Annotated in this window: 23 protein-coding genes; 15 read left to right on the top strand and 8 right to left on the bottom strand. The window is 65.1% G+C overall.

All coding sequences use genetic code 11. The features are described from left to right. Positions 1-11 precede the first annotated feature (11 nt). Positions 12-929: an oxygen-dependent coproporphyrinogen oxidase gene (gene hemF / locus CW305_RS19370; protein WP_014818512.1), complete on the bottom strand. Its 918-nt coding sequence runs from the start codon at positions 927-929 to the stop codon at positions 12-14. A 152-nt stretch (positions 930-1,081) separates the two neighbouring features. On the opposite strand from hemF, the gene CW305_RS19365 reads away from it, so the two are divergent. Further along, positions 1,082-2,059, top strand: coding sequence for an NADPH:quinone reductase (locus tag CW305_RS19365; RefSeq protein WP_014818511.1), 978 nt, complete (start codon positions 1,082-1,084; stop codon positions 2,057-2,059). A gap of 54 nt (positions 2,060-2,113) precedes the next feature. Here CW305_RS19365 and tsaC read toward each other — a convergent pair whose 3' ends face one another. The 3 genes from tsaC to CW305_RS19350 all read right to left on the bottom strand — a co-directional run bounded on the left by tsaC (position 2,114) and on the right by CW305_RS19350 (position 5,057). Next, positions 2,114-2,671 (bottom strand): L-threonylcarbamoyladenylate synthase type 1 TsaC, encoded by a 558-nt coding sequence (gene tsaC / locus CW305_RS19360; protein ID WP_014818510.1) that lies wholly within the window; start codon positions 2,669-2,671, stop codon positions 2,114-2,116. Positions 2,672-2,847: 176 nt separating this feature from the next. Continuing rightward, positions 2,848-3,945, bottom strand: a complete 1,098-nt coding sequence (gene dprA, locus CW305_RS19355; protein WP_104098673.1) for a DNA-processing protein DprA — start codon at positions 3,943-3,945, stop codon at positions 2,848-2,850. Between the two features lie 86 nt (positions 3,946-4,031). Continuing rightward, on the bottom strand, positions 4,032-5,057 hold the full coding sequence (locus CW305_RS19350) for a LysM peptidoglycan-binding domain-containing protein (protein WP_046621984.1): 1,026 nt from the start codon (positions 5,055-5,057) through the stop codon (positions 4,032-4,034). A 148-nt stretch (positions 5,058-5,205) separates the two neighbouring features. Between CW305_RS19350 and def the strand changes: the two genes are divergently transcribed. From def to CW305_RS19305, 9 genes are all read left to right on the top strand, one after another. Continuing rightward, positions 5,206-5,712: a peptide deformylase gene (gene def / locus CW305_RS19345; protein WP_038655704.1), complete on the top strand. Its 507-nt coding sequence runs from the start codon at positions 5,206-5,208 to the stop codon at positions 5,710-5,712. A 55-nt stretch (positions 5,713-5,767) separates the two neighbouring features. Further along, positions 5,768-6,712, top strand: a complete 945-nt coding sequence (fmt, locus tag CW305_RS19340; protein WP_104098672.1) for a methionyl-tRNA formyltransferase — start codon at positions 5,768-5,770, stop codon at positions 6,710-6,712. Further along, positions 6,709-8,031, top strand: a complete 1,323-nt coding sequence (gene rsmB / locus CW305_RS19335) for a 16S rRNA (cytosine(967)-C(5))-methyltransferase RsmB (RefSeq protein WP_104098671.1) — start codon at positions 6,709-6,711, stop codon at positions 8,029-8,031. The genes fmt and rsmB overlap by 4 nt, the downstream gene beginning before the upstream one ends. Positions 8,032-8,106: 75 nt before the next feature. Beyond that, positions 8,107-9,480, top strand: coding sequence for a Trk system potassium transporter TrkA (trkA, locus tag CW305_RS19330; RefSeq protein ID WP_014818504.1), 1,374 nt, complete (start codon positions 8,107-8,109; stop codon positions 9,478-9,480). Between the two features lie 335 nt (positions 9,481-9,815). Next, positions 9,816-10,673, top strand: a complete 858-nt coding sequence (ehuB, locus tag CW305_RS19325; RefSeq protein WP_102833143.1) for an ectoine/hydroxyectoine ABC transporter substrate-binding protein EhuB — start codon at positions 9,816-9,818, stop codon at positions 10,671-10,673. Between the two features lie 120 nt (positions 10,674-10,793). After that, positions 10,794-11,453 (top strand): ectoine/hydroxyectoine ABC transporter permease subunit EhuC, encoded by a 660-nt coding sequence (gene ehuC / locus CW305_RS19320; protein WP_014818502.1) that lies wholly within the window; start codon positions 10,794-10,796, stop codon positions 11,451-11,453. Then, positions 11,450-12,109 (top strand): ectoine/hydroxyectoine ABC transporter permease subunit EhuD, encoded by a 660-nt coding sequence (ehuD, locus tag CW305_RS19315; RefSeq protein WP_014818501.1) that lies wholly within the window; start codon positions 11,450-11,452, stop codon positions 12,107-12,109. The genes ehuC and ehuD overlap by 4 nt, the downstream gene beginning before the upstream one ends. Then, entirely contained in the window at positions 12,106-12,942 is an 837-nt protein-coding gene (ehuA, locus tag CW305_RS19310; RefSeq protein ID WP_023446438.1) for an ectoine/hydroxyectoine ABC transporter ATP-binding protein EhuA, read from the top strand. Before ehuD ends, ehuA begins: the two co-directional genes overlap by 4 nt. Before the next feature lie 145 nt (positions 12,943-13,087). Beyond that, complete coding sequence (locus CW305_RS19305; protein WP_014818499.1) at positions 13,088-13,405, top strand: tetratricopeptide repeat protein; 318 nt, start codon at positions 13,088-13,090, stop codon at positions 13,403-13,405. Between the two features lie 22 nt (positions 13,406-13,427). Here the strand turns inward: CW305_RS19305 and CW305_RS19300 are convergent, their stop codons facing one another. The 3 genes from CW305_RS19300 to CW305_RS19290 all read right to left on the bottom strand — a co-directional run bounded on the left by CW305_RS19300 (position 13,428) and on the right by CW305_RS19290 (position 15,280). Next, positions 13,428-13,694 (bottom strand): PilZ domain-containing protein, encoded by a 267-nt coding sequence (locus tag CW305_RS19300; RefSeq protein ID WP_014818498.1) that lies wholly within the window; start codon positions 13,692-13,694, stop codon positions 13,428-13,430. A 33-nt stretch (positions 13,695-13,727) separates the two neighbouring features. Beyond that, the gene (locus tag CW305_RS19295) at positions 13,728-14,615 is read right to left on the bottom strand and encodes a lysophospholipid acyltransferase (RefSeq protein WP_104098670.1); all 888 of its coding nucleotides are present in this window, start codon (positions 14,613-14,615) and stop codon (positions 13,728-13,730) included. Between the two features lie 92 nt (positions 14,616-14,707). Further along, positions 14,708-15,280 carry a DNA-3-methyladenine glycosylase I gene (locus CW305_RS19290; RefSeq protein ID WP_104098669.1) on the bottom strand — a complete coding sequence of 191 codons (573 nt, stop codon included), beginning with the start codon at positions 15,278-15,280 and terminating at the stop codon, positions 14,708-14,710. Positions 15,281-15,387: 107 nt separating this feature from the next. On the opposite strand from CW305_RS19290, the gene glyQ reads away from it, so the two are divergent. The 5 genes from glyQ to CW305_RS19265 are packed head-to-tail and all read left to right on the top strand — an operon-like array spanning position 15,388 to position 21,111. After that, a complete protein-coding gene (glyQ, locus tag CW305_RS19285) occupies positions 15,388-16,335 on the top strand; it encodes a glycine--tRNA ligase subunit alpha (RefSeq protein ID WP_003284253.1) in 948 nt (315 codons plus the stop codon). Then, positions 16,332-18,386 (top strand): glycine--tRNA ligase subunit beta, encoded by a 2,055-nt coding sequence (gene glyS / locus CW305_RS19280; RefSeq protein WP_104098668.1) that lies wholly within the window; start codon positions 16,332-16,334, stop codon positions 18,384-18,386. Before glyQ ends, glyS begins: the two co-directional genes overlap by 4 nt. Before the next feature lie 4 nt (positions 18,387-18,390). After that, complete coding sequence (gmhB, locus tag CW305_RS19275; RefSeq protein WP_023446443.1) at positions 18,391-18,933, top strand: D-glycero-beta-D-manno-heptose 1,7-bisphosphate 7-phosphatase; 543 nt, start codon at positions 18,391-18,393, stop codon at positions 18,931-18,933. Further along, on the top strand, positions 18,930-19,679 hold the full coding sequence (locus CW305_RS19270) for a lysophospholipid acyltransferase family protein (RefSeq protein ID WP_014818493.1): 750 nt from the start codon (positions 18,930-18,932) through the stop codon (positions 19,677-19,679). Before gmhB ends, CW305_RS19270 begins: the two co-directional genes overlap by 4 nt. A gap of 52 nt (positions 19,680-19,731) precedes the next feature. After that, entirely contained in the window at positions 19,732-21,111 is a 1,380-nt protein-coding gene (locus CW305_RS19265; protein WP_102833148.1) for a GGDEF domain-containing protein, read from the top strand. A 65-nt stretch (positions 21,112-21,176) separates the two neighbouring features. Here CW305_RS19265 and CW305_RS24025 read toward each other — a convergent pair. Further along, on the bottom strand, positions 21,177-21,251 hold a 75-nt coding region (locus CW305_RS24025), incomplete at its 5' end, for a hypothetical protein (protein WP_425444922.1).

Genomic DNA, 21,251 nt, shown 5'->3' with positions numbered 1-21,251 from the left:
GCAGTCGAAGGTCAGGGCTGCTCGGCGAGCCAGTCGCGGTCCTGCAGGAAATACTCGGTCAGGCGCGCTTCCGGTGTGCCTGGCTCGGGATGCTTGTCATAACCCCAGGCCACTTGCGGCGGCAGCGACATCAGGATGGATTCGGTACGCCCGCCCGATTGCAGACCGAACAGCGTGCCGCGGTCATAGACCAGGTTGTATTCGACGTAGCGGCCGCGGCGCAGCAGCTGGAACTGCCGCTCGCGCTCACCGAATGGCGAAGCCTTGCGCCGCTGGACGATGGGCAGGTAGGCGTCGAGGTAGGCATCGCCGACCGCACGCATGAAGGCGAAACTGGTGTCGAAATCCCACTGGTTCAGGTCGTCGAAGAACAGCCCGCCGACACCACGGGGTTCGTGGCGGTGCTTGATGTGAAAATAGCGATCGCACCACTCCTTGTAGCGCGGATAGACGTCCGCCCCGAACGGCGCGCAGGCGTCCCGCGCGATCCGGTGCCAGTGCACGCAGTCTTCCTCGGCGCCGTAGTAGGGCGTCAGGTCGAAGCCGCCGCCGAACCACCAGACCGGTTCCTCGCCTTCCTTCTCGGCGATGAAGAAGCGCACGTTGGCGTGGGACGTGGGCACATACGGATTGTGCGGGTGGATCACCAGCGACACACCAAGCGCCTCGAAGCCACGCCCGGCCAGCTCCGGGCGATGGGCGCTGGCCGACGGCGGCAGGCTGTCGCCATGCACGTGGGAGAAGTTCACCCCGCCCTTCTCGATCAGTGCGCCGTTCTCGATCACCCGCGTCCGGCCACCGCCGCCACCGGGCCGCGTCCAGGCGTCCTCGGCGAAGCGCGCGCCGCCATCTTCGGCCTCCAGCGCAGCGCAGATGCGGTCCTGCAGATCGAGCAGATAGGCTTTGACGGCTTCGGTCCTGTGGTTCACGAAATCACCTTGCGAATGACCGCACGCAGCCCTTGAGGCGCGGCTGGGCGGTGCTTGAAACGGGGTCGGCCGGCAAGCATAGCATTCAGCCGATTGACGAACGCAGCCCCGGCGGGTTGGATAGACGCTCTTTCAATGACCAGGAGCCAGACATGTCCCAGCGCATCCAATTCAGCCAGCACGGCGGTCCCGAAGTCCTGGAACAGGTCGATATGCCGCTCAGCGCGCCGGCTGCAGGCGAAGTGCGGGTGCGCAACCATGCCATCGGCCTGAACTTCATCGACACCTATTTCCGCGGCGGTCTGTATCAGCCGCCGAGCCTGCCATCCGGGCTGGGCACCGAGGGTGCCGGTGTGGTCGATGCGGTGGGTGAGGGTGTGCAGCACCTGCAGCCGGGCGACCGGGTCGCCTATGCCACCGGCCCGCTCGGCGCCTACGGCGAACACCACACGCTGCCGGCACGGCATCTGGTCAAGTTGCCGGACTCCATCAGCTTCGAGCAGGCTGCCGCGGTGATGCTCAAGGGCCTCACCTGCCAGTACCTGCTGCGCCAGACCCACTCGCTGCAGGCCGGCGAGACGGTGCTGTTCCATGCCGCCGCCGGCGGTGTCGGATCGATCGCCTGTCAGTGGGCGCGCGCACTCGGCGCGCAGTTGATCGGGGTGGTGGGCTCGGCGGAAAAGGCCGAGCGAGCCAAGGCCCTGGGCGCCTGGGCCACCATCGATCGTACCCGCGAGGACGTGGTGCAGCGCGTGCTGGAGCTGACCGAAGGCAGGAAGTGCCCGGTGGTCTACGACTCGGTGGGCAAGAGCAGCTGGGAAATCTCGCTGGACTGCGTCGCCCCGCGCGGCCTGCTGGTCAGCTTCGGCAACGCCTCCGGGGCCGTCACCGGGGTGAACCTGGGTGTGCTGGCGCAGAAGGGCTCGCTGTTCGTCACTCGGCCAACTCTGGCCGGCTACGCCGACACGCCGGAACGTCTGCAGGCCATGGCCGATGAACTGTTCGAGATGATCGGCAGCGGCAGGATCCAGGTCGAGATCGGCCAGCGCTACCCGCTCAGCGAAGCGGCCGAAGCCCAGCGCAAACTGGCGGCGGGGGAAACCACCGGATCGACCATTCTGCTGCCCTGACGCCGCGGCGGCTGCCTTTATAGGGGCAGCCGCACAGTGCGTTTCACCGCGGGCTCAGGCCGGACGAATCACTTCGCCCGTGCGCAGATCGCGAATGACACTGGGGTTACGTCGCCCACCCAGCGGGCCGGCGAACACGGCGTCGAGCTGACGCGGGAAATACTGCTCGACCCGCAGCCGCGAGCGCGCTGCTGGACGGCCGGCAGGGTTGGCGGACGTCGAGACCAGCGGACCGGTCAACGCACACAGCCGCGTGACCAGTGGATGATCGGTCACCCGCAGCGCGACGCTGTCGTGCCGCCCGGTGATCCACTCCGGCAAGCGGCCGCGATGCGGCACCAACCAGGTATTCGGCCCCGGCCAGGTAGCAGCCAGGCGGTCGAGCCAGCGCTCGGGCACATCGTCCAGCAGGAAGTCGAACTGCTCGATGCTGTCGGCGATCAGGATCAGGCCCTTCTCCACCGGCCGCTCCTTGAGCGCCAGCAGGCGCAGCACCGCCTCTTCGTCCCATGGGTCGCAACCCACGCCCCAGACCGCTTCGGTCGGGTAGGCGATCACTCCGCCGGCGCGAACCACCCGCGCCACTTGCTGCACACGCCAATCGCCGATCATGCCGACCTCTGCCTGACTGAAAAGCCGGCAGTTTACCCAAGGCACCTGCCGTCGAGCAGGGGGCTGGACGGCCGATTCGCAACAGCCTGCAACAGACCCTCCGCATTTCGAGCGCGCAAACAACAGGGCGTGAATCGGCAGGCGCACGACATATCTGCTGTGCGACTCAGCTCCGCCTAGCGCGAGATCACCGTCCAGAAGCCGTTGTCGCAGGCCACCAGCCCGTCGACTTCCAGTTCGGTCAGCTGCGCCAGCACCTGCCCCAGCGGCTGATCGAGCGCCATGGCCAGTGCTTCACTGCTGCGCGGCGCGGCCAGCAGTTCGCGTAGCAGCGGATTGTCCGGCTGCGTCGGCGCCGGGCCTTCGCCGTCGAGCAAGTCGACGCGCTGCCAGCCGCGCAGGGCTTCGAGCACATCCTCGACCGACTCCACCAGCGCCGCGCCCTGGCGAATCAGCTGATGGCAGCCTCGGGCGCCGGGATGATGGATCGAACCGGGGATCGCGTAGACCTCCCGGCCCTGCTCGGCAGCGAGTCGCGCGGTGATCAGCGAACCGCTCGACGGGCTTGCCTCGACCACCAGCACGCCCAGCGACAGGCCACTGATGATGCGATTGCGCCGCGGAAAGTTGCTCGCCTGCGGTGGGCAGTCCAGTGGCAGCTCGGACACCAGCGCACCGCCTTCGTCGACGATCTGCTGGGCGAGGCCGACGTGACGCTGCGGATACAGCCGTTCGAGACCGGTACCGAGCACCGCGACGGTCTTGCCGCCGGCGTCCAGCGCGCCCTGATGCGCCGCACCATCAATGCCCAGCGCCAGCCCGCTGGTGATGACGAAGCCGGCACCGGCCAGGCTGCGGGAGAACGCTCGGGCATTGTCCAGGCCATTGCGCGAGGCGCGGCGGCTGCCGACCATCGCCAGCTGCGGTCGCTCGAGCAAGCCGGGATCGCCGGAAATGAACAGTAGCGGTGGTGCATCCGGCAGTTCAGCCAGCAAGGCGGGGTAGTTCGGGTCGTCCCAGCAGAGCAGATGCCGGTCCGGCTGCTCCAGCCAGGCAAGGGCGGCACTGGCACGCTCGCGGATGTCGGCGCTGCGTCGTGGCTCGGCACAACTGGCCGGCAATCCCAGCGACCGCCAGGCACTGGCCGGCGCGCTCAACGCCGACGCGGCATCGGGAAAGGCGCTCAGCAACTTGCGCAGGCGGCGTGGGCCGAGTTCGGGCAATAAATGCAGACGCAGCCGAGCTTCCAGCTCGGCAGGGGAAATGGCAGGCATGGCGAACACTCCTTGTCTCTTTGCACCGCATCCGTGCGGTGCTGTCGCAGCATGAAAAAGCCCCGCATTCGCGGGGCTCTCTTGTTTCAGGGGTTACGGACCTTGTCGCTCACCGCCAGTGAGCGGGTGGCCTGCAGTATCAGGCCGTAGCTGAGCTTGTCGTAGGTGCGGAACACCATCAGCAGGCCGGAACGCTCGTCCGGAATCTTCACGTTCTCACCCGTCACGCGGTCACGTACGGTTTCGCCGGTCTTGTAGACCGCCAGCACGTTGCCGTCCTTCAGGCCGTCGCGAGCGCCCTTGTTCAGGGTGACCACGTCAAACTGGCCGATCTGGGTAACGCCGCGCGGTACATCGAGAATCACACCGTCCACCTCCGTCTCAGGCGAGCTGGGCATGAACGTCGAGTTGACCGCACGCTCCTCGCTGGCGAACAGACGATCGCCGATGCGCGCTTCCTGGGTGGTACGGGTCAGGTGCATGGTGGCGATGTCGCCTTCGACCTCGACGATGTCCACGGTGCCGATGTCATCGGCGTTGATACCAAGAAATTCGCCGGTTTCCGGATCGACGTAGGTCTTGCCCTGGCGGAAGATGCCGTACGCCGGCATATCTTCTTCGAAGCTACCGCGGCCGTAGATGCGGTCGCCCGCGCCGCTGACCACCCGCTCGGCGTTGCCGGCGACGATGTAGGGCGCACCCTGGAACTGCTCGGCGGTGTCGATGATGCGGTTGCTCAGCAGGAAGCTGTTGATCGCTTCCAGCGGAATGGTCGGAATGGCTTCGGCCATCGGCGTGGTGCGAACGGTCGGCGACAGTTTGATGGTGCCGCGCGAGGCGCCGCGGTCGAGCACCAGACGCGGCTGGCCGTCGACGTAGACCAGGCTCAGGGTGTCACCGGGATAGATCAGATGAGGGTTGGCAATCTGCGGGTTGGCATGCCACAGCTCCGGCCATTTCCACGGTTCGCGCAGGAAGCGGCCGGAAATGTCCCAGAGTGTGTCGCCCTTCACCACCGTATAACGCTCCGGATGGTTGTCCTTGAGCTGCACCGCGGCCTGGGCGAGCCCGCCGACGGCCACCAGCAGCAGGGCGAGTAGTGATTTCCTCATGTGGTGAATCCCTTTATTATGTGCCTTCACGTAAAGCGCCCTAGCGCCGCGGAACCCTTTTGGATCGCGGCATTAAGCCGTTTTCCATGCTGCTCGGCATCTTAGCAGCGGCTTTTGACTTTATTCCATAAGTGCATCACAAACGCATATGGCCATTCTGAACATCCTTGAATTTCCCGATCCGCGGCTGCGCACCATCGCCAAACCGGTGGATGTGGTCGATGACGAGCTTCGTCAGCTGATCGACGACATGTTCGAGACCATGTACGAGGCTCCGGGCATCGGCCTGGCCGCAACGCAGGTCAATGTGCACAAGCGCGTGGTGGTGATGGACCTGTCCGAAGACCGGTCCGAGCCGCGAGTCTTCATCAATCCCGAATTCGAATCGCTGACCGACGAGATGGACCAGTACCAGGAAGGCTGCCTGTCGGTACCGGGCTTCTACGAGAACGTCGACCGCCCGCAGAAAGTGCGGATCAAGGCGCTGGATCGTGACGGCAAACCCTACGAGATGGTCGCCGAAGGCCTGCTCGCGGTGTGCATCCAGCACGAATGCGATCACCTCAACGGCAAGCTGTTTGTCGACTATCTCTCCAGCCTCAAGCGCGACCGAATCAAGAAGAAGCTGGAAAAGATCCATCGCCAGCAGGCTTGATCATTCCCGAATCCCGAAGGCTTGCTACGCAAGCCTTTTTTGTTAGCGAGCCCTCATGACCCAGCCCTTGCGCATCGTTTTCGCCGGCACCCCGGAATTCGCCGCTCTACACCTGCAGGCCCTGCTCGATGCCGGCAAATCGATCGTTGCCGTCTACACCCAGCCGGATCGCCCTGCCGGTCGCGGCCAGAAGCTGATGCCCAGCCCGGTCAAGCAGCTCGCCGTGCAGCATGACATCCCTGTTTTCCAGCCGCAGACCCTACGGGACCCGGCGGCCCAGGCGGAGCTGGCAGAACTGCAGGCGGACCTGATGGTAGTGGTCGCCTATGGCCTGATCCTGCCGCAGGCGGTGCTCGACCTGCCGCGCCTGGGCTGCATCAACAGCCACGCCTCGCTGCTGCCACGCTGGCGCGGCGCCGCGCCGATCCAGCGCGCGATCGAGGCCGGTGACAGCGAGTCCGGCGTCACCGTGATGCAGATGGAGGCGGGCCTCGACACCGGGCCGATGCTGCTCAAGGTCCATACGCCAATATCCGCCGAGGACACCGGCGGCACGCTGCACGACCGTCTCGCCGAGCTCGGCTCGCAGGCGGTGGTGCAGGCCGTCGACGCACTGGCTGCCAGTTCGCTGGTGCCCGAAGCCCAGAACGACAGCCTCGCCACCTATGCGCACAAGCTGAGCAAGGACGAGGCGCGCATCGACTGGACTCGCCCGGCCGTCGAGCTGGAGCGGCTGATCCGTGCCTTCAACCCCTGGCCGATCTGCCACAGCACGCTGAATGGCGAAACGCTGAAGATTCACGCCGCACGCCTCGGCGAAGGCCAGGGCGAGCCCGGACGCATTCTCGAAGCGAGCAAGGAAGGGCTGACCGTTGCCTGCGCTGAAGGCGCATTGTCGCTGACTCGTCTGCAACTGCCCGGCGGCAAGTCGCTTGGCTTCGGCGACCTGTACAACAGCCGCCGCGAGCAGTTCGCCCCTGGCCTGGTGCTCGGTCAATGAACCCGCGCCTGGCCGCAGCCCGTGCGCTGAGTGTCGTGCTCTCGGGCAAAGCCTCGCTGGGCAGCAGCCTGCCCGAGGTACTCGGCAAGGTGGACGCGCGCGACCGCGGCCTGACCCAGGACCTGGCCTTCGGCACTGCACGCTGGTATCCGCGCCTGGCAGGTTTGGCCGACAAGCTGCTGCAGAAGCCATTCAAGGCTGCCGATCGCGATGTCGAGGCGCTGCTGCTGGTGGGGCTGTACCAGCTGTTCCATACCCGTATTCCGGCCCATGCGGCCATCGGCGAAACCGTCGGCTGCGTCGACAAGCTGAAGAAGCCCTGGGCCAAGGGCCTGCTCAACGCTGTGTTGCGACGCGCCCAGCGTGAGGGCGAAGCGCTGCTGACCGAGCTGGAACACGACCCAGTGATTCGCGTGGCCCATCCGCGCTGGCTGCAGAAGGCGCTCAAGGCGCATTGGCCCGAGCATTGGGAAGCCATCTGCGCGGCCAATAATGCCCATCCGCCGATGATGTTGCGGGTCAATCGCCGCCAGGTCAGCCGCGACGCCTATCTGGCTGAGTTGCAGGCCGCTGGAATCGACGCCCATCCGTGCGAGTTCAGTGAGGACGGCATTCGCCTGGTTGCGCCGTGCGACGTGCATCAGCTGCCGGGCTTTGCCGAAGGGCGGGTCAGCGTGCAGGACGAGGCCGCACAGCTGGCCGCCTCGCTGCTCGACCTGGCGCCGGGACAGCGCGTGCTGGACGCCTGTTGCGCACCGGGTGGCAAGACCTGTCACCTGCTCGAACGCGAGCCGCAATTGGCCGGGCTGATTGCGCTGGATCTGGAACCCAAGCGTCTGGTGCGCGTTCGGGAAAACCTCGAGCGTCTGCATTTACAGGCCGAACTGGTCGCCGACGACGCCCGCGCCACCGAGCGCTGGTGGGACGGCAAGCCGTTCCAGCGCATCCTGCTCGACGCACCCTGTTCGGCCACCGGCGTGATCCGCCGCCATCCGGACATCAAGCTGACGCGCCAGGCCGATGACATCGCCCCCCTTGCCGCGCTGCAGGGCGAGATGCTCGATGCGCTGTGGCCGACCCTGGACGTCGGCGGCATCCTGCTCTATGCCACCTGCTCGGTGCTGCCGACCGAGAACCGCGAGGTGATCGGCGCCTTCCTCGAACGCACGCCCGGCGCGCGCGAATTGGACCTCCCGGGCGGCTTCGGCCTGCAGCAGCCGCATGGTCGCCAGCTGCTGCCGCAGGAGAGCGGCCACGACGGCTTCTACTATGCCAAGCTGATCAAGATCGCGGCGCAGCCACGTGGTGTCAGTGGGTGAGTCGAAATCCCGGCGCAGTGCGCGCGGGCCCAACATGGAAGCGGCGGCAAACATCCGCCTTTCAGGAGTGATCGCGTGAAGATCATCATTCTCGGCGCCGGCCAGGTCGGCGGTACCCTCGCCGAACACCTCGCCAGCGAAGCCAACGACATCACCGTGGTCGACACCGACGGCGACCGCCTGCGCGATCTCGGTGATCGCCTGGACATCCGCACCATTCAGGGCCGCGGCTCGTTTCCCACGGTGCTGCGCCAGGCTGGGGCAGACGACGCCGACATGCTGGTGGCGGTGACCAACAGCGACGAGACCAACATGGTCGCCTGCCAGGTCGCCTACACCCTGTTCCATACGCCGACCAAGATCGCCCGCGTGCGCGAAGCGGCCTACTTGGTGCGCTCCGGTCTGTTCGCCAACGAGGCGATTCCGGTCGACGTGCTGATCAGCCCGGAACAGGTGGTCACCAACTACATCAAGCGCCTGATCGAACATCCCGGCTCGCTGCAGGTAATCGACTTCGCCGAAGGCAAGGCACAGCTGGTGGCGGTGCGCGCCTACTACGGCGGGCCGCTGGTCGGCCAGGAGCTGCGCCAACTGCGCCGTCACATGCCCAACGTCGATACCCGCGTGGCCGCCATCTTCCGTCGCAACCAGGCCATCCTGCCCCGTGGCGACACGGTGATCGAGGCCGATGACGAGGTGTTCTTCATCGCCGCCAGGGGCCATATCCGCGCGGTGATGAGCGAAATGCGCCGGCTCGACGAGAACTACAAGCGCATCGTCATCGCCGGTGGCGGCCACATCGGCGAGCGGCTGGCCGAAGCGATCGAGAGCCGTTACCAGGTGAAGATCATCGAGATGAACCCGGCGCGCTGTCGCTACCTGTCGGACACGCTGGACAGCACGATCATCCTGCAGGGCAGCGCTTCCGACCGCGACCTGCTGGTCGAGGAGAACATCAGCGAGGCGGACGTGTTCCTCGCGCTGACCAACGACGACGAGGCCAACATCATGTCGTCGCTGCTGGCCAAGCGGCTGGGCGCGCGCAAGGTGATGTGCATCATCAACAACCCGGCCTACGTCGATCTGGTTCAGGGTGGCGAGATCGACATCGCCATCAGCCCGCAGCTCGCCACCATCGGTACCCTGCTGACCCACGTACGCCGCGGCGACATTGTCAGCGCCCACTCGCTGCGCCGTGGCGCGGCCGAAGCCATCGAGGTGATCGCCCACGGCGATCCGCGTTCGAGCAAGGTGATTGGGCGCCCCATCGAGCAGATCGCGCTGCCCCCGGGTACCACCATCGGCGCGGTGATTCGCGACGACCAGGTGCTGATCGCCCATGACGACACACGGATCGAGTCCGGCGACCACGTCATCCTGTTCCTCGTCGACAAGAAACACATTCGCGACGTCGAGCGCCTGTTCCAGGCCGGCCTGACCTTCTTCTAGCGATCATTGCGACTGCATGGACGGCCCGCCACTCGGCGGGCCGTTTCGTTTTTTCAATTACCCACGACTCCCGGCCCGATCAGCTGGAATAGACGGCATTCCCACCGATCGCCTCCATTCGATCCCGATGCCCTCCGATTTCCATTTTATGGCCAGCTTTTGTACCCTCCTGGCTTGCCGCCCGCGCGGCCTGACGATTGAGCCAAGCTATCGTCGCTCGGTTTCACCGCACCATTCGTCGTCAGAAGAGTCCCTAAATGAGCCCGAGCAATTGCCCCTCCTAGACAAATAACGATCCGATTCCTCGGGTCTCTACAAGGAACAGGAGAAACTCCATGAGGAACAGCACCATCCCGACACGCTCCCGCCGGCTGCTGATCGGCTGCGCCGCCCTGGCCAGCATCGGTTTCGCCAGCCTGGCCCAGGCCGATACCCTGGAAGACATCAAGGACAGCAGCAGCGTCCGCATCGGCTACGCCAATGAAACCCCCTTCGCCTACACCGCTCTCGACGGAAGCGTCACCGGCGAATCGCCAGAGATCGTGCGCAAGGTGTTCGAGCGCATGCAGATCGACACCATCAAACCGGTACTGACCGAGTGGGGCTCGCTGATCCCCGGCCTGCGCGCCGGGCGCTTCGACCTCATCGCAGCGGGCATGTACATCACCCCTGAACGCTGCAAGCAGGTGCTGTTCACCGACCCGCACTATCGCCTGCTCGACACCCTGCTGGTGGCCGAAGGCAACCCGAAGAACCTGCGCAGCTACGAGGACATCGCCAACAACCCCGACGTGAAGATCGCCATCATGTCCGGCACGGTGAACCTCGGCTACGCACGCAAGGCCGGCATCAAGGATTCACAGATCCTGCAGGTCCCGGATACCACCTCGCAGCTGCAGGCCGTGCGCGGTGGTCGCGCCGATGCCGCCATCGGCACCCAGCTGACCATGAAGGGGCTGGCGGACAAGGCCGGTGACGATGTCGAGGCCATCGCCGACTTCAAGGACGATCCAGCCCGTGCCGGTTATGGCGCGCTGGCCTTCCGTCCGCAGGACAAGGCGCTGCGTGACGCGGTCAATGCCGAGCTCAAGCAGTGGCTGGGCAGCGAGGAGCATCTGAAGACCATCGAACCATTCGGCTTTGATCGCTCCAACATCACCGACAAGACTGCCGCCGAGCTCTGCGGCGCCTGAAGCCCGTCGGGGCGGCTGGTTGGCGCCGCCGACCGCTGTCCCGCCTGTGAACGCTGACCAAGGCTGCGCCGCTGTTTGCGCAGCCTCGCTCAGCGCTCCGGAAAACCGGATAGCGCCATCATGATCGAACTGCTTCCTCTGCTGCTGCAGGGTGCCTGGGTCACCGTGAAGGTGACTTTCTTCGGCTCACTGCTGGCCATCGCCTGCGCGCTGATCGCCGCGCTGGCCCGGCTTTCGCCAGTGACGCCGTTGCGCTGGCTGGCCATCACCTACATCGAGGTCTTCCGCGGCTCGTCGCTGCTGGTGCAGCTGTTCTGGCTGTACTTCGTGCTGCCGATGCCACCGTTCAATGTCGAAATGAGCGCCTTCGCCGTGGCCGTGGTCGGTCTGGGTCTGAACATCGGCGCCTATGGGGCCGAGGTGCTGCGCGGCGCGATCCGCTCGGTACACCAGGGCCAGCACGAAGCCTGTCAGGCGCTGAACATGACGCCGCTGACACGCATGCGCCGAATCATCCTGCCGCAGGCTTTGCTCGCGGCAATTCCGCCCGGCACCAACCTGCTGATCGAGTTGCTGAAGAACACTTCGCTGGTGTCGCTGATCACCCTGTCGGATCTGGCCTTCCGCGCCCGCCAGCTGGATCAGGCGACGCTGATGACCATGGAGATCTTCGGCCTGGCGCTGGTGATCTACTTCGCCCTGGCCCAGGCGATCAACTTCGGCATGCGCCAGCTGGAACGCCGGCTGGCCCGCGGGCGGATGCGCGGAGGCCTGTCATGAATTTCTTCGACTGGCAGTTCGCCCGCGAGATCCTGCCGCGCCTGCTGGATGCCTCGCTGACCACCATCGGCATCGCCCTGGCCGGTTTCGCCATTGCCGTGGTGCTCGGTTTGTTCCTCGCCATTGGCCGCCGCAGCCGCCTGCGCTGGCTATCCTGGCCGATCACCGGGCTGATCGAGTTCGTCCGCAGCACACCGCTGCTGATCCAGGTGTACTTCCTTTTCTACGTGTTCCCCAACTACGGCCTCAACCTCAGCGCGATGCAGGCAGGCATCATCGGCATCGCCCTGCATTACGCCTGCTACACCGCCGAGGTCTACCGTGCCGGCCTGGATGCGGTGCCCCGTTCGCAATGGGAAGCCGTCACCGCGCTGAACATGAAGCCCTGGACCGCCTACCGCGACGTGATCCTGCCGCAGGCGCTGCGTCCGGTGCTGCCGGCGCTGGGCAACTACCTGATCTCGATCCTCAAGGACACGCCAGTGCTGTCGGCGATCACCGTGGTGGAAATCATGCAGCGGGCCAAGAACATCGGCTCGGAGAGTTTCCGCTATCTGGAGCCGATCACCATGGTCGGCCTGTTCTTCCTCATTCTCAGCCTCGGCCTCGCCTGGTGCGTGCGCCGTCTGGAAAACCGCATGGAGCTGGCCCGATGAATACGCCGATGCAGTCCACGGACACCCTGAACCCGACGCCGCAACAACCGGAGCAGGCGCAACCTTTGGTGCGCTTCGCCGGCGTGACCAAGCGCTACGGTGAACTGACCGTGCTCGACGGGCTCGACCTGCAGATCGAGGAAGGCGAGAAGGTCGCGATCATCGGCCCCAGCGGCTCGGGCAAATCCACCCTGTTGCGGGTGCTGATGACCCTGGAAGGCATTGACGAAGGCGTGATCGAGGTCGACGGCGAGCCGCTGACGCACATGCCCGACACCAGCGGGCAGTTGGTGCCGGCCAATGCCCGTCACCTGCGACGGGTGCGTGGCAAGGTCGGCATGGTGTTCCAGAGCTTCAACCTGTTCCCGCACATGAACGCGTTGCAGAACGTCATGGAAGCGCCGGTGCAGGTGCTCGGGCTGAGCAAGCGCGAGGCCCGCGAGCGGGCAGAGGAGCTGCTGGCCATGGTCGGCCTGGAGGACAAGCTGGAGCACTTCCCGGCGCAACTCTCCGGCGGTCAGCAACAGCGCGTGGCGATTGCCCGCGCACTGGCGATGCGGCCGAAGGTGATGCTGTTCGACGAAGTGACCTCGGCGCTGGACCCGGAGCTCTGCGGCGAAGTGCTCAATGTCATCCGCCGCCTCGGCGAGGCGCACAACCTGACGATGCTGATGGTGACCCACCAGATGGGCTTTGCCCGTGAGTTCGCCGATCGCGTGTGCTTCTTCCACCAGGGTCGGATTCACGAGCAGGGCAGCCCGGACGAGCTGTTCAACAACCCGCGCGAGGAACGCACCCGGGAGTTTCTCAGCGCGGTCAACGAGGCCCACTGAGCCGCTTGCGACCCAGCCCACACGAAGACGGCGAAAGCCCCGCAGCAGCTAAGACCAATGGCGTATGCTGCCGCTATTGCCCGCCGGCGGCGATGCACTAAAGTGAGGAAACGCCCCGGAGCGCTGCACCGAAAAGGTCTTCAAGATGCTCGAATCGCTGGAAAAGATGCTTTCCCAAGGCATGGACAATCCGATGCTGCGTTTCGGCCTCGGCAAGGGCTACATGGATGCCGGGCAGCCGGGGCGGGCGGCAGAGCACCTGCGCCGCTGCGTCGAACTCGATCCGAAATACTCCGCCGCGTGGAAACTGCTGGGCAAGGCGCTGCAGGCCGATGGCGACAAGCCCGGCGCCCATCAGGCGTGGGAGCGCGGAATCGCCGCGGCGAACGCCCAGGGCGACAAGCAGGCGGAAAAGGAAATGACCGTATTCCTGCGCCGGCTCGACCGGCTGACGCCCGACTGAACCGGCGCGCCGCGGCCAGCGGTCAGGTTTCGTGCACGAACTGCAGGCCGACCCCTTCGGCATCCACCCGCATCACCACCATTCGCAGTTCCGGCGCCGGAATCGGCAGGTCCTGGACCTGGCCGGTCACCTCGTCGCCGGGATGCAGCACCACCAGCTCCGGATGCCGGACGTAGACGCCGCCATCGGATAGATCACGGGTCTGCGCGAAGACCTCGCCAAAGGCCGGATGCGCAATGCGGATGCGGCACTTCATGTTGGTACGCGGATGCTGTCTCTGGTTTTGCATGCGCTCGTCCCTGTTGTTGTTGTTTGAGCCTGATCAGTACCAGCGCTTCTCGCCGGAGGGGCGTTTCTTGAAGCGCTTCATGGTCCACATGTACTGGCTGGGATAGGCGCGCACATACTTCTCGATCATTGCGCTCATCGCCGCTACGCCAGTTTCCGCATCTTCGCTGTACATCCCTTCGGGCGCGGCCTCGAGGACGACCTTGTAGCCCGAACCGTCCTCCAGACGCAATGCATGAAGGAACACCCCAACCGCCTTGCCGCCGGCGAGCATGCCGGGCACGAACTTGCTGGTCAGCGCCTGGGTGGCGAAGAAGGGCACGAAGATGCCACTGCCTTCGCTCGGCTCCGGGTCCGCCGGAATACCCACCGCACCACCGCGCCGAACCTCCTTGATGACGCTGAGAATGCCTTCCCTGGTCGAGGGCGCGACGCGATTGCCCAGCTGCACACGCTGCTGGCGCAGCAGATCGTCCACCGCCTTCAGTTTCGGCGGTCGGTAGAAGATGATCGGCTTGCATTGCGCGCAGTAGAAATGATTGAGCACTTCCCAATTGCCCAGGTGACTGGTGATGCCGACCACGCCCTTGCCCGAGGCCAGCGCCGCTTGCAGCACGTCCAGGCCTTCGACTTCGCGGACCAGTTTCAGGGTCTTTGCCGCCGGCCAGATCCAGGCGCAGGCGCTTTCGGTGAAGGTCATGCCGGTTTCACGCAGGGTGCGGCCGAGCAGGGCGTCGAGTTCCGCCGGGCTCAGCTCGGGGAAGCACTTGTGCAGGTTGATTCGCGCGACGTCCCGCGAGCGGTTCGGCAGCTTCCACATCAGCCAGCCGATCATCGAGCCCAGGCCCTGGACCATGCGCCAGGGCAGTCGAGCGAACAGTCGCAGGGAGCCGACGACGATGGCACCTTTGAGCTTTTCCACACCGCACTCCGAAATTTTCAGGTTGCCTAGTCTACCTGCAACCGTCGCCAGCTTTCAGGCGCAGCGGCGGCAACGACATACATCCTGGCAGCTCAGGCGTGCAGTGTTTCAAGCATCCCGGCCAGCTCGGCGTGGCGCTGGCAATCGGTCAGGTGGTCCATGACCATGCCGCAGGCCTGCATGTAGGCGTAGCAGATGGTCGGGCCGACGAAGCTGAAGCCGGCCTTCTTAAGCGCGCGGCTCATCGCCTCGGCCTCAGGGGAGACCGCCGGCACCTGATCGATGCGCTCGAAGCGGTTGATCTTCGGCTCGCCGCCGACGAACGACCAGACGAAACCCACCGGATCCTCCAGCTGCAACCAGGCGCGGGCATTCTGCCGCGCCGCCTTGAGCTTGAGACGGTTGCGGATGATGCCGGGGTCCAGCATGCGCTCGTCGATCTCGGCATCGCTCATGCGCGCCAGGCGTTCGGCATCGAAACCGAACAGCACCTGCCGGTAGCGCTCGCGCTTGCGCAACACGGTGATCCAGGAGAGCCCGGCCTGAAAGGCTTCGAGCAAGAGGAATTCGAACAGTACCTGCGGATCGCGGGCCGGTACGCCCCATTCGCGATCGTGGTAGTCGATGTACAGCGGGTCCGTGCCGCACCAGGCGCAACGTGGCATGTCGTCTCCTTGCGCAGGCCTCGTCCGATGGCCGAAACCATCGCAAGCGCGACCATGCGGGGGGTATACTTCGAGGCTTTCTGTCGAAGCCCAGCACAGGTGAAATTTTGAGCCAGACTACGCCTGCCGTGCGCACCTTCCAAGACCTGATCCTCGCCCTGCAAAGCTACTGGGCCGAGCAGGGTTGCGTGGTCCTGCAGCCCTATGACATGGAAATGGGCGCCGGTACATTCCACACCGCCACCTTCCTGCGCGCCATCGGTCCCGAGACCTGGAACGCCGCCTATGTTCAGCCTTCGCGCCGCCCGGCCGATGGCCGCTATGGCGAGAACCCCAACCGCCTGCAGCACTACTACCAGTTCCAGGTGGTGCTCAAGCCCAACCCGGACAACATCCAGGACCTGTACCTGGAGTCGCTACGCCGCATCGGCGTCGACACCTCGGTGCACGACGTACGCTTCGTCGAGGACAACTGGGAATCGCCGACCCTGGGCGCCTGGGGTCTGGGCTGGGAAGTCTGGCTCAACGGCATGGAAGTCACCCAGTTCACCTACTTCCAGCAGGTCGGCGGCGTGGAGTGCTACCCGGTCACCGGCGAGATCACCTACGGTCTCGAGCGCCTGGCCATGTACCTGCAGGGCGTCGACTCGGTCTACGACCTGATCTGGGCTGATGGCCCGTTCGGCACCGTGACCTACGGCGATGTGTTCCACCAGAACGAGGTGGAGCAGTCGACCTACAACTTCGAGCACGCCAATGTGCCGAAGCTGTTCGAACTCTTCGATTTCTACGAGAGCGAGGCCAACCGTCTGATGGCTGCCGAGCTGCCGCTGCCGGCCTACGAAATGGTGGTCAAGGCGTCGCACACCTTCAACCTGCTCGATGCCCGCCGTGCCATTTCGGTCACCGCGCGCCAGCAATACATCCTGCGCGTGCGCAGCCTGGCCCGCTCGATCGCCCAGAGCTACCTGCTGGCCCGGGCCAAACTCGGCTTCCCCATGGCCACCCCCGAACTGCGTGACGAAGTGCTGGCCAAGCTGGAGGCTGCAGAATGAGTGCACTGGATTTCCTCGTCGAACTGGGTACCGAAGAACTGCCACCGAAGGCGCTCGCCAAGCTGGCCGAAGCTTTCTGCGCCGGTATCGAGAAGGGCCTGAAGGACGCCGGCCTGGACTTCGTGAAAGCCCAGGCCTACGCCGCGCCGCGCCGCCTGGCGGTGCTGGTCGAGCAGCTGGCGACTCAGCAGCCTGATCGCAGCATCAACCTCGACGGCCCCCCGATGCAGGCCGCCTTCGACGCCGACGGTGAGCCGACCCAGGCTGCCCTGGGCTTTGCCCGCAAGTGTGGCGTCGACCTCGCCGAGATCGATCGCAGCGGGCCGAAGCTCAAGTTCAGCCGTACCATCGAGGGCCAACCGGCTGCCGAACTGCTGCCGGGTATCGTCGCGACCTCGCTGAACGATCTGCCGATCCCTAAGCGCATGCGCTGGGCCGCACGCAAGGAAGAGTTCGTCCGTCCGACCCAGTGGCTGGTGATGCTCTTCGGCGAGCAGGTCATCGATTGCGAGATCCTCGCCCAGCGCGCCGGACGCGAATCCCGCGGCCACCGCTTCCACAGCCCGGGCCAGGTGCATATTTCCAAGCCTTCCAGCTATCTGGAAGACCTGCGTGGCGCCCATGTGATCGCCGACTTCGTCGAGCGCCGCGAGCTGATCGCCAAGCGCGTCGAGCAGCTGGCTGCCGAGCAGAACGGTACGGCCATCGTGCCGCCGGCGCTGCTCGATGAAGTGACCGCGCTGGTCGAGTGGCCGGTGCCGCTGGTCTGCTCGTTCGAGGAACGCTTCCTCGAAGTGCCGCAGGAAGCGCTGATCACCACCATGCAGGACAACCAGAAGTACTTCTGCCTGCTGGACGCCAACGGCAGGCTGCTGCCGCGCTTCATCACCGTGGCGAACATCGAATCGAAGGACCCGGCGCAGATCGTTTCCGGCAACGAGAAAGTCGTACGCCCGCGCCTGACCGACGCCGAGTTCTTCTTCAAGCAGGACAAGAAGCAGAAGCTCGACAGCTTCAACGAACGCCTGAAAAACGTGGTATTCCAGGCCCAGCTCGGCACCGTCTATGACAAGGCCGAGCGCGTCTCGCGCCTGGCCGGGCTGATCGCCGAGCGTACCGGCGGCGACAAGCAGCGCGCCGCGCGCGCCGGCCTGCTCTGTAAGTGCGACCTGGCCACCGAGATGGTTGGCGAGTTTCCGGAAATGCAGGGCGTTGCCGGTTACTACTACGCGCTCAACGACGGCGAGCCGGAAGATGTGGCGCTGGCGCTGAACGAGCAGTACATGCCGCGCGGTGCCGGCGGCGAGCTGCCGAGCACACTCACTGGCGCAGCTGTGGCCGTGGCGGACAAGCTCGATACCCTGGTCGGGATCTTCGGCATCGGCATGCTGCCGACCGGCTCCAAGGACCCCTACGCCCTGCGCCGCGCCGCCCTTGGCGTACTGCGCATCCTCATCGAGAAGCAGCTGGACCTGAACCTGGTCGAGGCAGTGAACTTCGCCATCGGCCAGTTCGGTACGCAGGTCAAGTCGGCCGGCCTCGCCGATCAGGTCCTGGAGTTCATCTTCGATCGCCTGCGTGCGCGCTACGAGGACGAAGGCGTCGACGTCGCTGCCTACCTCTCGGTGCGTGCCGTGCAGCCTGGTTCGGCGCTGGACTTCGACCAGCGCGTGCAGGCCGTGCAGGCGTTCCGCACATTGCCGGAAGCGGCGTCCCTGGCTGCCGCCAACAAGCGCGTCTCCAACCTGCTGAGCAAGTTCGATGCGAAGCTGCCGGAAGCGGTAGAGCCACGCTGGTTCGACAACGCCACCGAGTTCTCGCTGTACTCGGCGATTCAGCAGGCCGAGCAGGCGGTACAACCGTTGGCCGCCGCGCGTCAGTACCGCGAGGCGCTGGAGCGTTTGGCGCACCTGCGTGGCCCGGTGGATGCCTTCTTCGAGGCGGTGCTGGTAAATGCCGAAGACGCTTCGGTACGTGCCAATCGTTATGCCTTGCTGGCCCGGCTGAGAGGACTGTTCCTTGGCGTTGCCGATATTTCCGCACTTGGCTAAGCCCGTGAAGCTGATCGTGCTGGACCGCGACGGGGTAATCAACGAGGACTCCGACGAGTACGTGAAGTCGCTGGAGGAGTGGATCCCCATTCCCGGGTCGCTGGAAGCCATCGCGCGGCTGTGCAAAGCCGGCTGGACGGTGGCGGTGGCCACCAACCAGTCCGGTGTCGCGCGCGGCAAGTTCGATCTGAGCACCCTCGGCGACATGCATTTCAAGATGCAGCAGCTGGTGATGGAGCAGGGCGGGCGCATCGACCTGATCGTGCACTGCCCACACGGCCCGGACGACGGCTGCAACTGCCGCAAGCCGAAGCCTGGAATGTTCCGCAGCATCGCCGAGCATTTCGGTCTGGCGGACCTGAAGGGTGTACCGGTAGTAGGCGACAGTCACCGCGATCTGCACGCCGGCATGCTGCTCGGCGGCGTGCCTTATCTGGTCAGGACCGGCAAAGGCCTGCGCACCCTGGAGGGTACTCTGCCGCCGGGCACTCGGGTCTTCGATGACCTTGCCGCTGTTGTCGATCATCTACTTGAGAGTTCTCGATGAGCCTCCTGTTACCCGTTCGTATCGCCCTGTTCTACTTCATGCTGGCGTTCACCGCGTTCGCCTGGTGCCTGGTGAGTCTGGTGTTCGCCCCGTTCATGGCGTTCCGCGCGCGCTATCGCTTCGTGGTACAGAACTGGTGTCGCTGCGCCGTGTGGTTGGGCAAGACGCTGGTTGGCCTGCGCTACGAGGTGCATGGCGCGGAAAATGTGCCGGCGCGTCCCTGCGTGATCCTGGCCAAGCACCAGAGCACCTGGGAAACCTTCTTTCTCTCGGCCTATTTCGAGCCGCTGACTCAGGTGCTCAAGCGTGAGTTGTTGCGCGTGCCGTTCTTCGGCTGGGCGATCATGCTGCTCAAGCCGATCGCCATTGATCGCGACAACCCCAAGGCGGCGCTGCGCCAGGTCGCCAAGCAGGGTCACGAGCGTCTGGAGCAGGGCGCCTGGGTGCTGATCTTCCCGGAAGGCACCCGCGTACCAGTGGGTGAACAGGGCAAGTTCTCCCGCAGCGGCGCGGCCCTGGCAGTCAACGCCGGTCTGCCAGTGCTGCCCATCGCGCACAACGCCGGCATGTTCTGGCCGAAGGCCGGTTGGGGCAAGCGTCCCGGCACCATCCAGGTGGTGATCGGCCCGGCCATGTTCGCCGACAGCGAAAGCCCGCGGGCCATCGCCGAGCTCAATCAACGCGCCGAAGATTGGATCAACGCGCAAGTCAGCCAGCTCGAAGCTCAGGGTCGCCCGACCCTCTGATCACTACGCTGAGGCAGGGCAGGGACGCCCGCCTCAGCTTCACGAGTCCCCTATGCAGCAAATACCCAACCACCAGCTGGTCGCCGAATGGCTGCGCCTGCTGGACGGCTATCCTGCCGAAGCGGCTATCGCACTGCAGGCCGTTGCCGAAGAAAAGAGCGCCGAGCTGGCCGAGCATTTCTATTCCCAGATGCTTGCCGATCCCCATTCGGCCAGCTTCCTGTCCCACGATCAGGTGAAGAACCGCCTCGGCAAATCGATGCAGAAGTGGATCGTCACGGTATGTTCGTCGACGGCCCATAGCGACCTCGACGCCGTCATCGACCTCCAGCGCAAGGTCGGCGACATCCACGCCCGCATCGAGATTCCGGTCAGCCTGGTGCTGCGCGGCTCCCGCTCGCTCAAGGGCCGCCTGCGCCAGTTGCTGGAACAGCGCGATCTCGCCGAGCCAGTGCGACGCAAAGCGGCCCGCATGGGTTCCGACCTGATCGACCTGGCGGTGGAGATCATCTGCTTCGCCTATTCCCAGTCTCACGATCGCAACTCCCGCGCCGAGGAGGCCTATCGGCTGTTCTCCGTCTCGCAGAACATCGGCGTCGAAAAGGAGCGACAGCGCGCGGCACTGCTCGATTGGGAGAATCAGCTGATGTTCGACCTGGCGATCGGCAACCTGACCGGCGCGCTGCCGCAGCTGGCGGGTTCCGAGTTCGGCCTGTGGTTCCGCCACAAGGCCTCCCACGCGTTCCAGGGTTCGCCGGAAAGCGCCAGTATCCTCGACTATATCGAGCGCATCGATCAGGAGCTCAAAGCCATTGGCGGGCTGCAGGACGCCAGTGCGCGGCTGGGCAAGCTGCATCAGATCCGCGAGCAGACCCGCTCGATCAAGTTTCTGCTCGACAGCCTGTTCGAACAGGCCAACGACCTCGAGGCCGGCCGAGACGTGCTGACGCGGCTACTCAACCGCAAGTTCCTGCCGGTGGTGATGGCCAAGGAAGTGCTTTACGCGCGCCAGTCGAACAACACCTTCGGCGTGCTCGCCATCGATGTCGACCACTTCAAGCGCATCAACGACACCCATGGCCATGACGGCGGTGACCAGATTCTGCAGCAGGTCGGTGCGCTGCTGGCCAGCAACACCCGCGGTGGCGACTATGCGTTCCGCCTGGGCGGCGAAGAGTTCCTGCTGGTATTAGTGGACATAGATGCCAACAAGGCGTTTGCCGCGGCAGAGAAGCTGCGCGAGCGCATCGCCCGTGAGCAGTTCCGTCTATCCAATGGAGCAGTTCTGCAGGTCACCGTCAGCATCGGGATGGCAGTGCATGACGGCCATCCGGATTACGAACGTCTGCTGCAACAGGCCGATCAGGCGCTGTATCAGGCAAAACACGAAGGGCGCAATCGCTGCGTGCTTCACAGTCCGGCGCTCGCCTAGCAAACGGCACGCAATGAAAAAGGGGAGCAACCTCGCGGCTGCTCCCCTTCTTTTTGCGCTTCGATTCAGGCCGGCGCGGACGACCGGATCAGGTGATCGAAGGCGCTCAGCGAGGCCTTGGCGCCTTCACCGACGGCGAT

The organism is Stutzerimonas kunmingensis (genome assembly GCF_002929225.1).
In the GTDB taxonomy this organism is placed as follows: Bacteria; Pseudomonadota; Gammaproteobacteria; order Pseudomonadales; family Pseudomonadaceae; genus Stutzerimonas.
This window is presented reverse-complemented; position numbering and strand designations above follow the sequence as displayed.

Bases quoted from the DNA above. Each gene is read 5' to 3' on its own strand.
- CW305_RS19300 (WP_014818498.1), bottom strand. From the start codon at position 13,694: ATGCAAAACCAGAGACAGCATCCGCGTACCAACATGAAGTGCCGCATC.
- CW305_RS19365 (WP_014818511.1), top strand. From the start codon at position 1,082: ATGTCCCAGCGCATCCAATTCAGCCAGCACGGCGGTCCCGAAGTCCTG.
- def (WP_038655704.1), top strand. From the start codon at position 5,206: ATGGCCATTCTGAACATCCTTGAATTTCCCGATCCGCGGCTGCGCACC.
- ehuA (WP_023446438.1), top strand. From the start codon at position 12,106: ATGAATACGCCGATGCAGTCCACGGACACCCTGAACCCGACGCCGCAA.
- ehuC (WP_014818502.1), top strand. From the start codon at position 10,794: ATGATCGAACTGCTTCCTCTGCTGCTGCAGGGTGCCTGGGTCACCGTG.
- CW305_RS19305 (WP_014818499.1), top strand. From the start codon at position 13,088: ATGCTCGAATCGCTGGAAAAGATGCTTTCCCAAGGCATGGACAATCCG.
- dprA (WP_104098673.1), bottom strand. From the start codon at position 3,945: ATGCCTGCCATTTCCCCTGCCGAGCTGGAAGCTCGGCTGCGTCTGCAT.
- fmt (WP_104098672.1), top strand. From the start codon at position 5,768: ATGACCCAGCCCTTGCGCATCGTTTTCGCCGGCACCCCGGAATTCGCC.
- glyS (WP_104098668.1), top strand. From the start codon at position 16,332: ATGAGTGCACTGGATTTCCTCGTCGAACTGGGTACCGAAGAACTGCCA.
- ehuB (WP_102833143.1), top strand. From the start codon at position 9,816: ATGAGGAACAGCACCATCCCGACACGCTCCCGCCGGCTGCTGATCGGC.
- rsmB (WP_104098671.1), top strand. From the start codon at position 6,709: ATGAACCCGCGCCTGGCCGCAGCCCGTGCGCTGAGTGTCGTGCTCTCG.
- CW305_RS19350 (WP_046621984.1), bottom strand. From the start codon at position 5,057: ATGAGGAAATCACTACTCGCCCTGCTGCTGGTGGCCGTCGGCGGGCTC.
- CW305_RS19265 (WP_102833148.1), top strand. From the start codon at position 19,732: ATGCAGCAAATACCCAACCACCAGCTGGTCGCCGAATGGCTGCGCCTG.
- CW305_RS19290 (WP_104098669.1), bottom strand. From the start codon at position 15,280: ATGCCACGTTGCGCCTGGTGCGGCACGGACCCGCTGTACATCGACTAC.
- CW305_RS19270 (WP_014818493.1), top strand. From the start codon at position 18,930: ATGAGCCTCCTGTTACCCGTTCGTATCGCCCTGTTCTACTTCATGCTG.
- ehuD (WP_014818501.1), top strand. From the start codon at position 11,450: ATGAATTTCTTCGACTGGCAGTTCGCCCGCGAGATCCTGCCGCGCCTG.
- tsaC (WP_014818510.1), bottom strand. From the start codon at position 2,671: ATGATCGGCGATTGGCGTGTGCAGCAAGTGGCGCGGGTGGTTCGCGCC.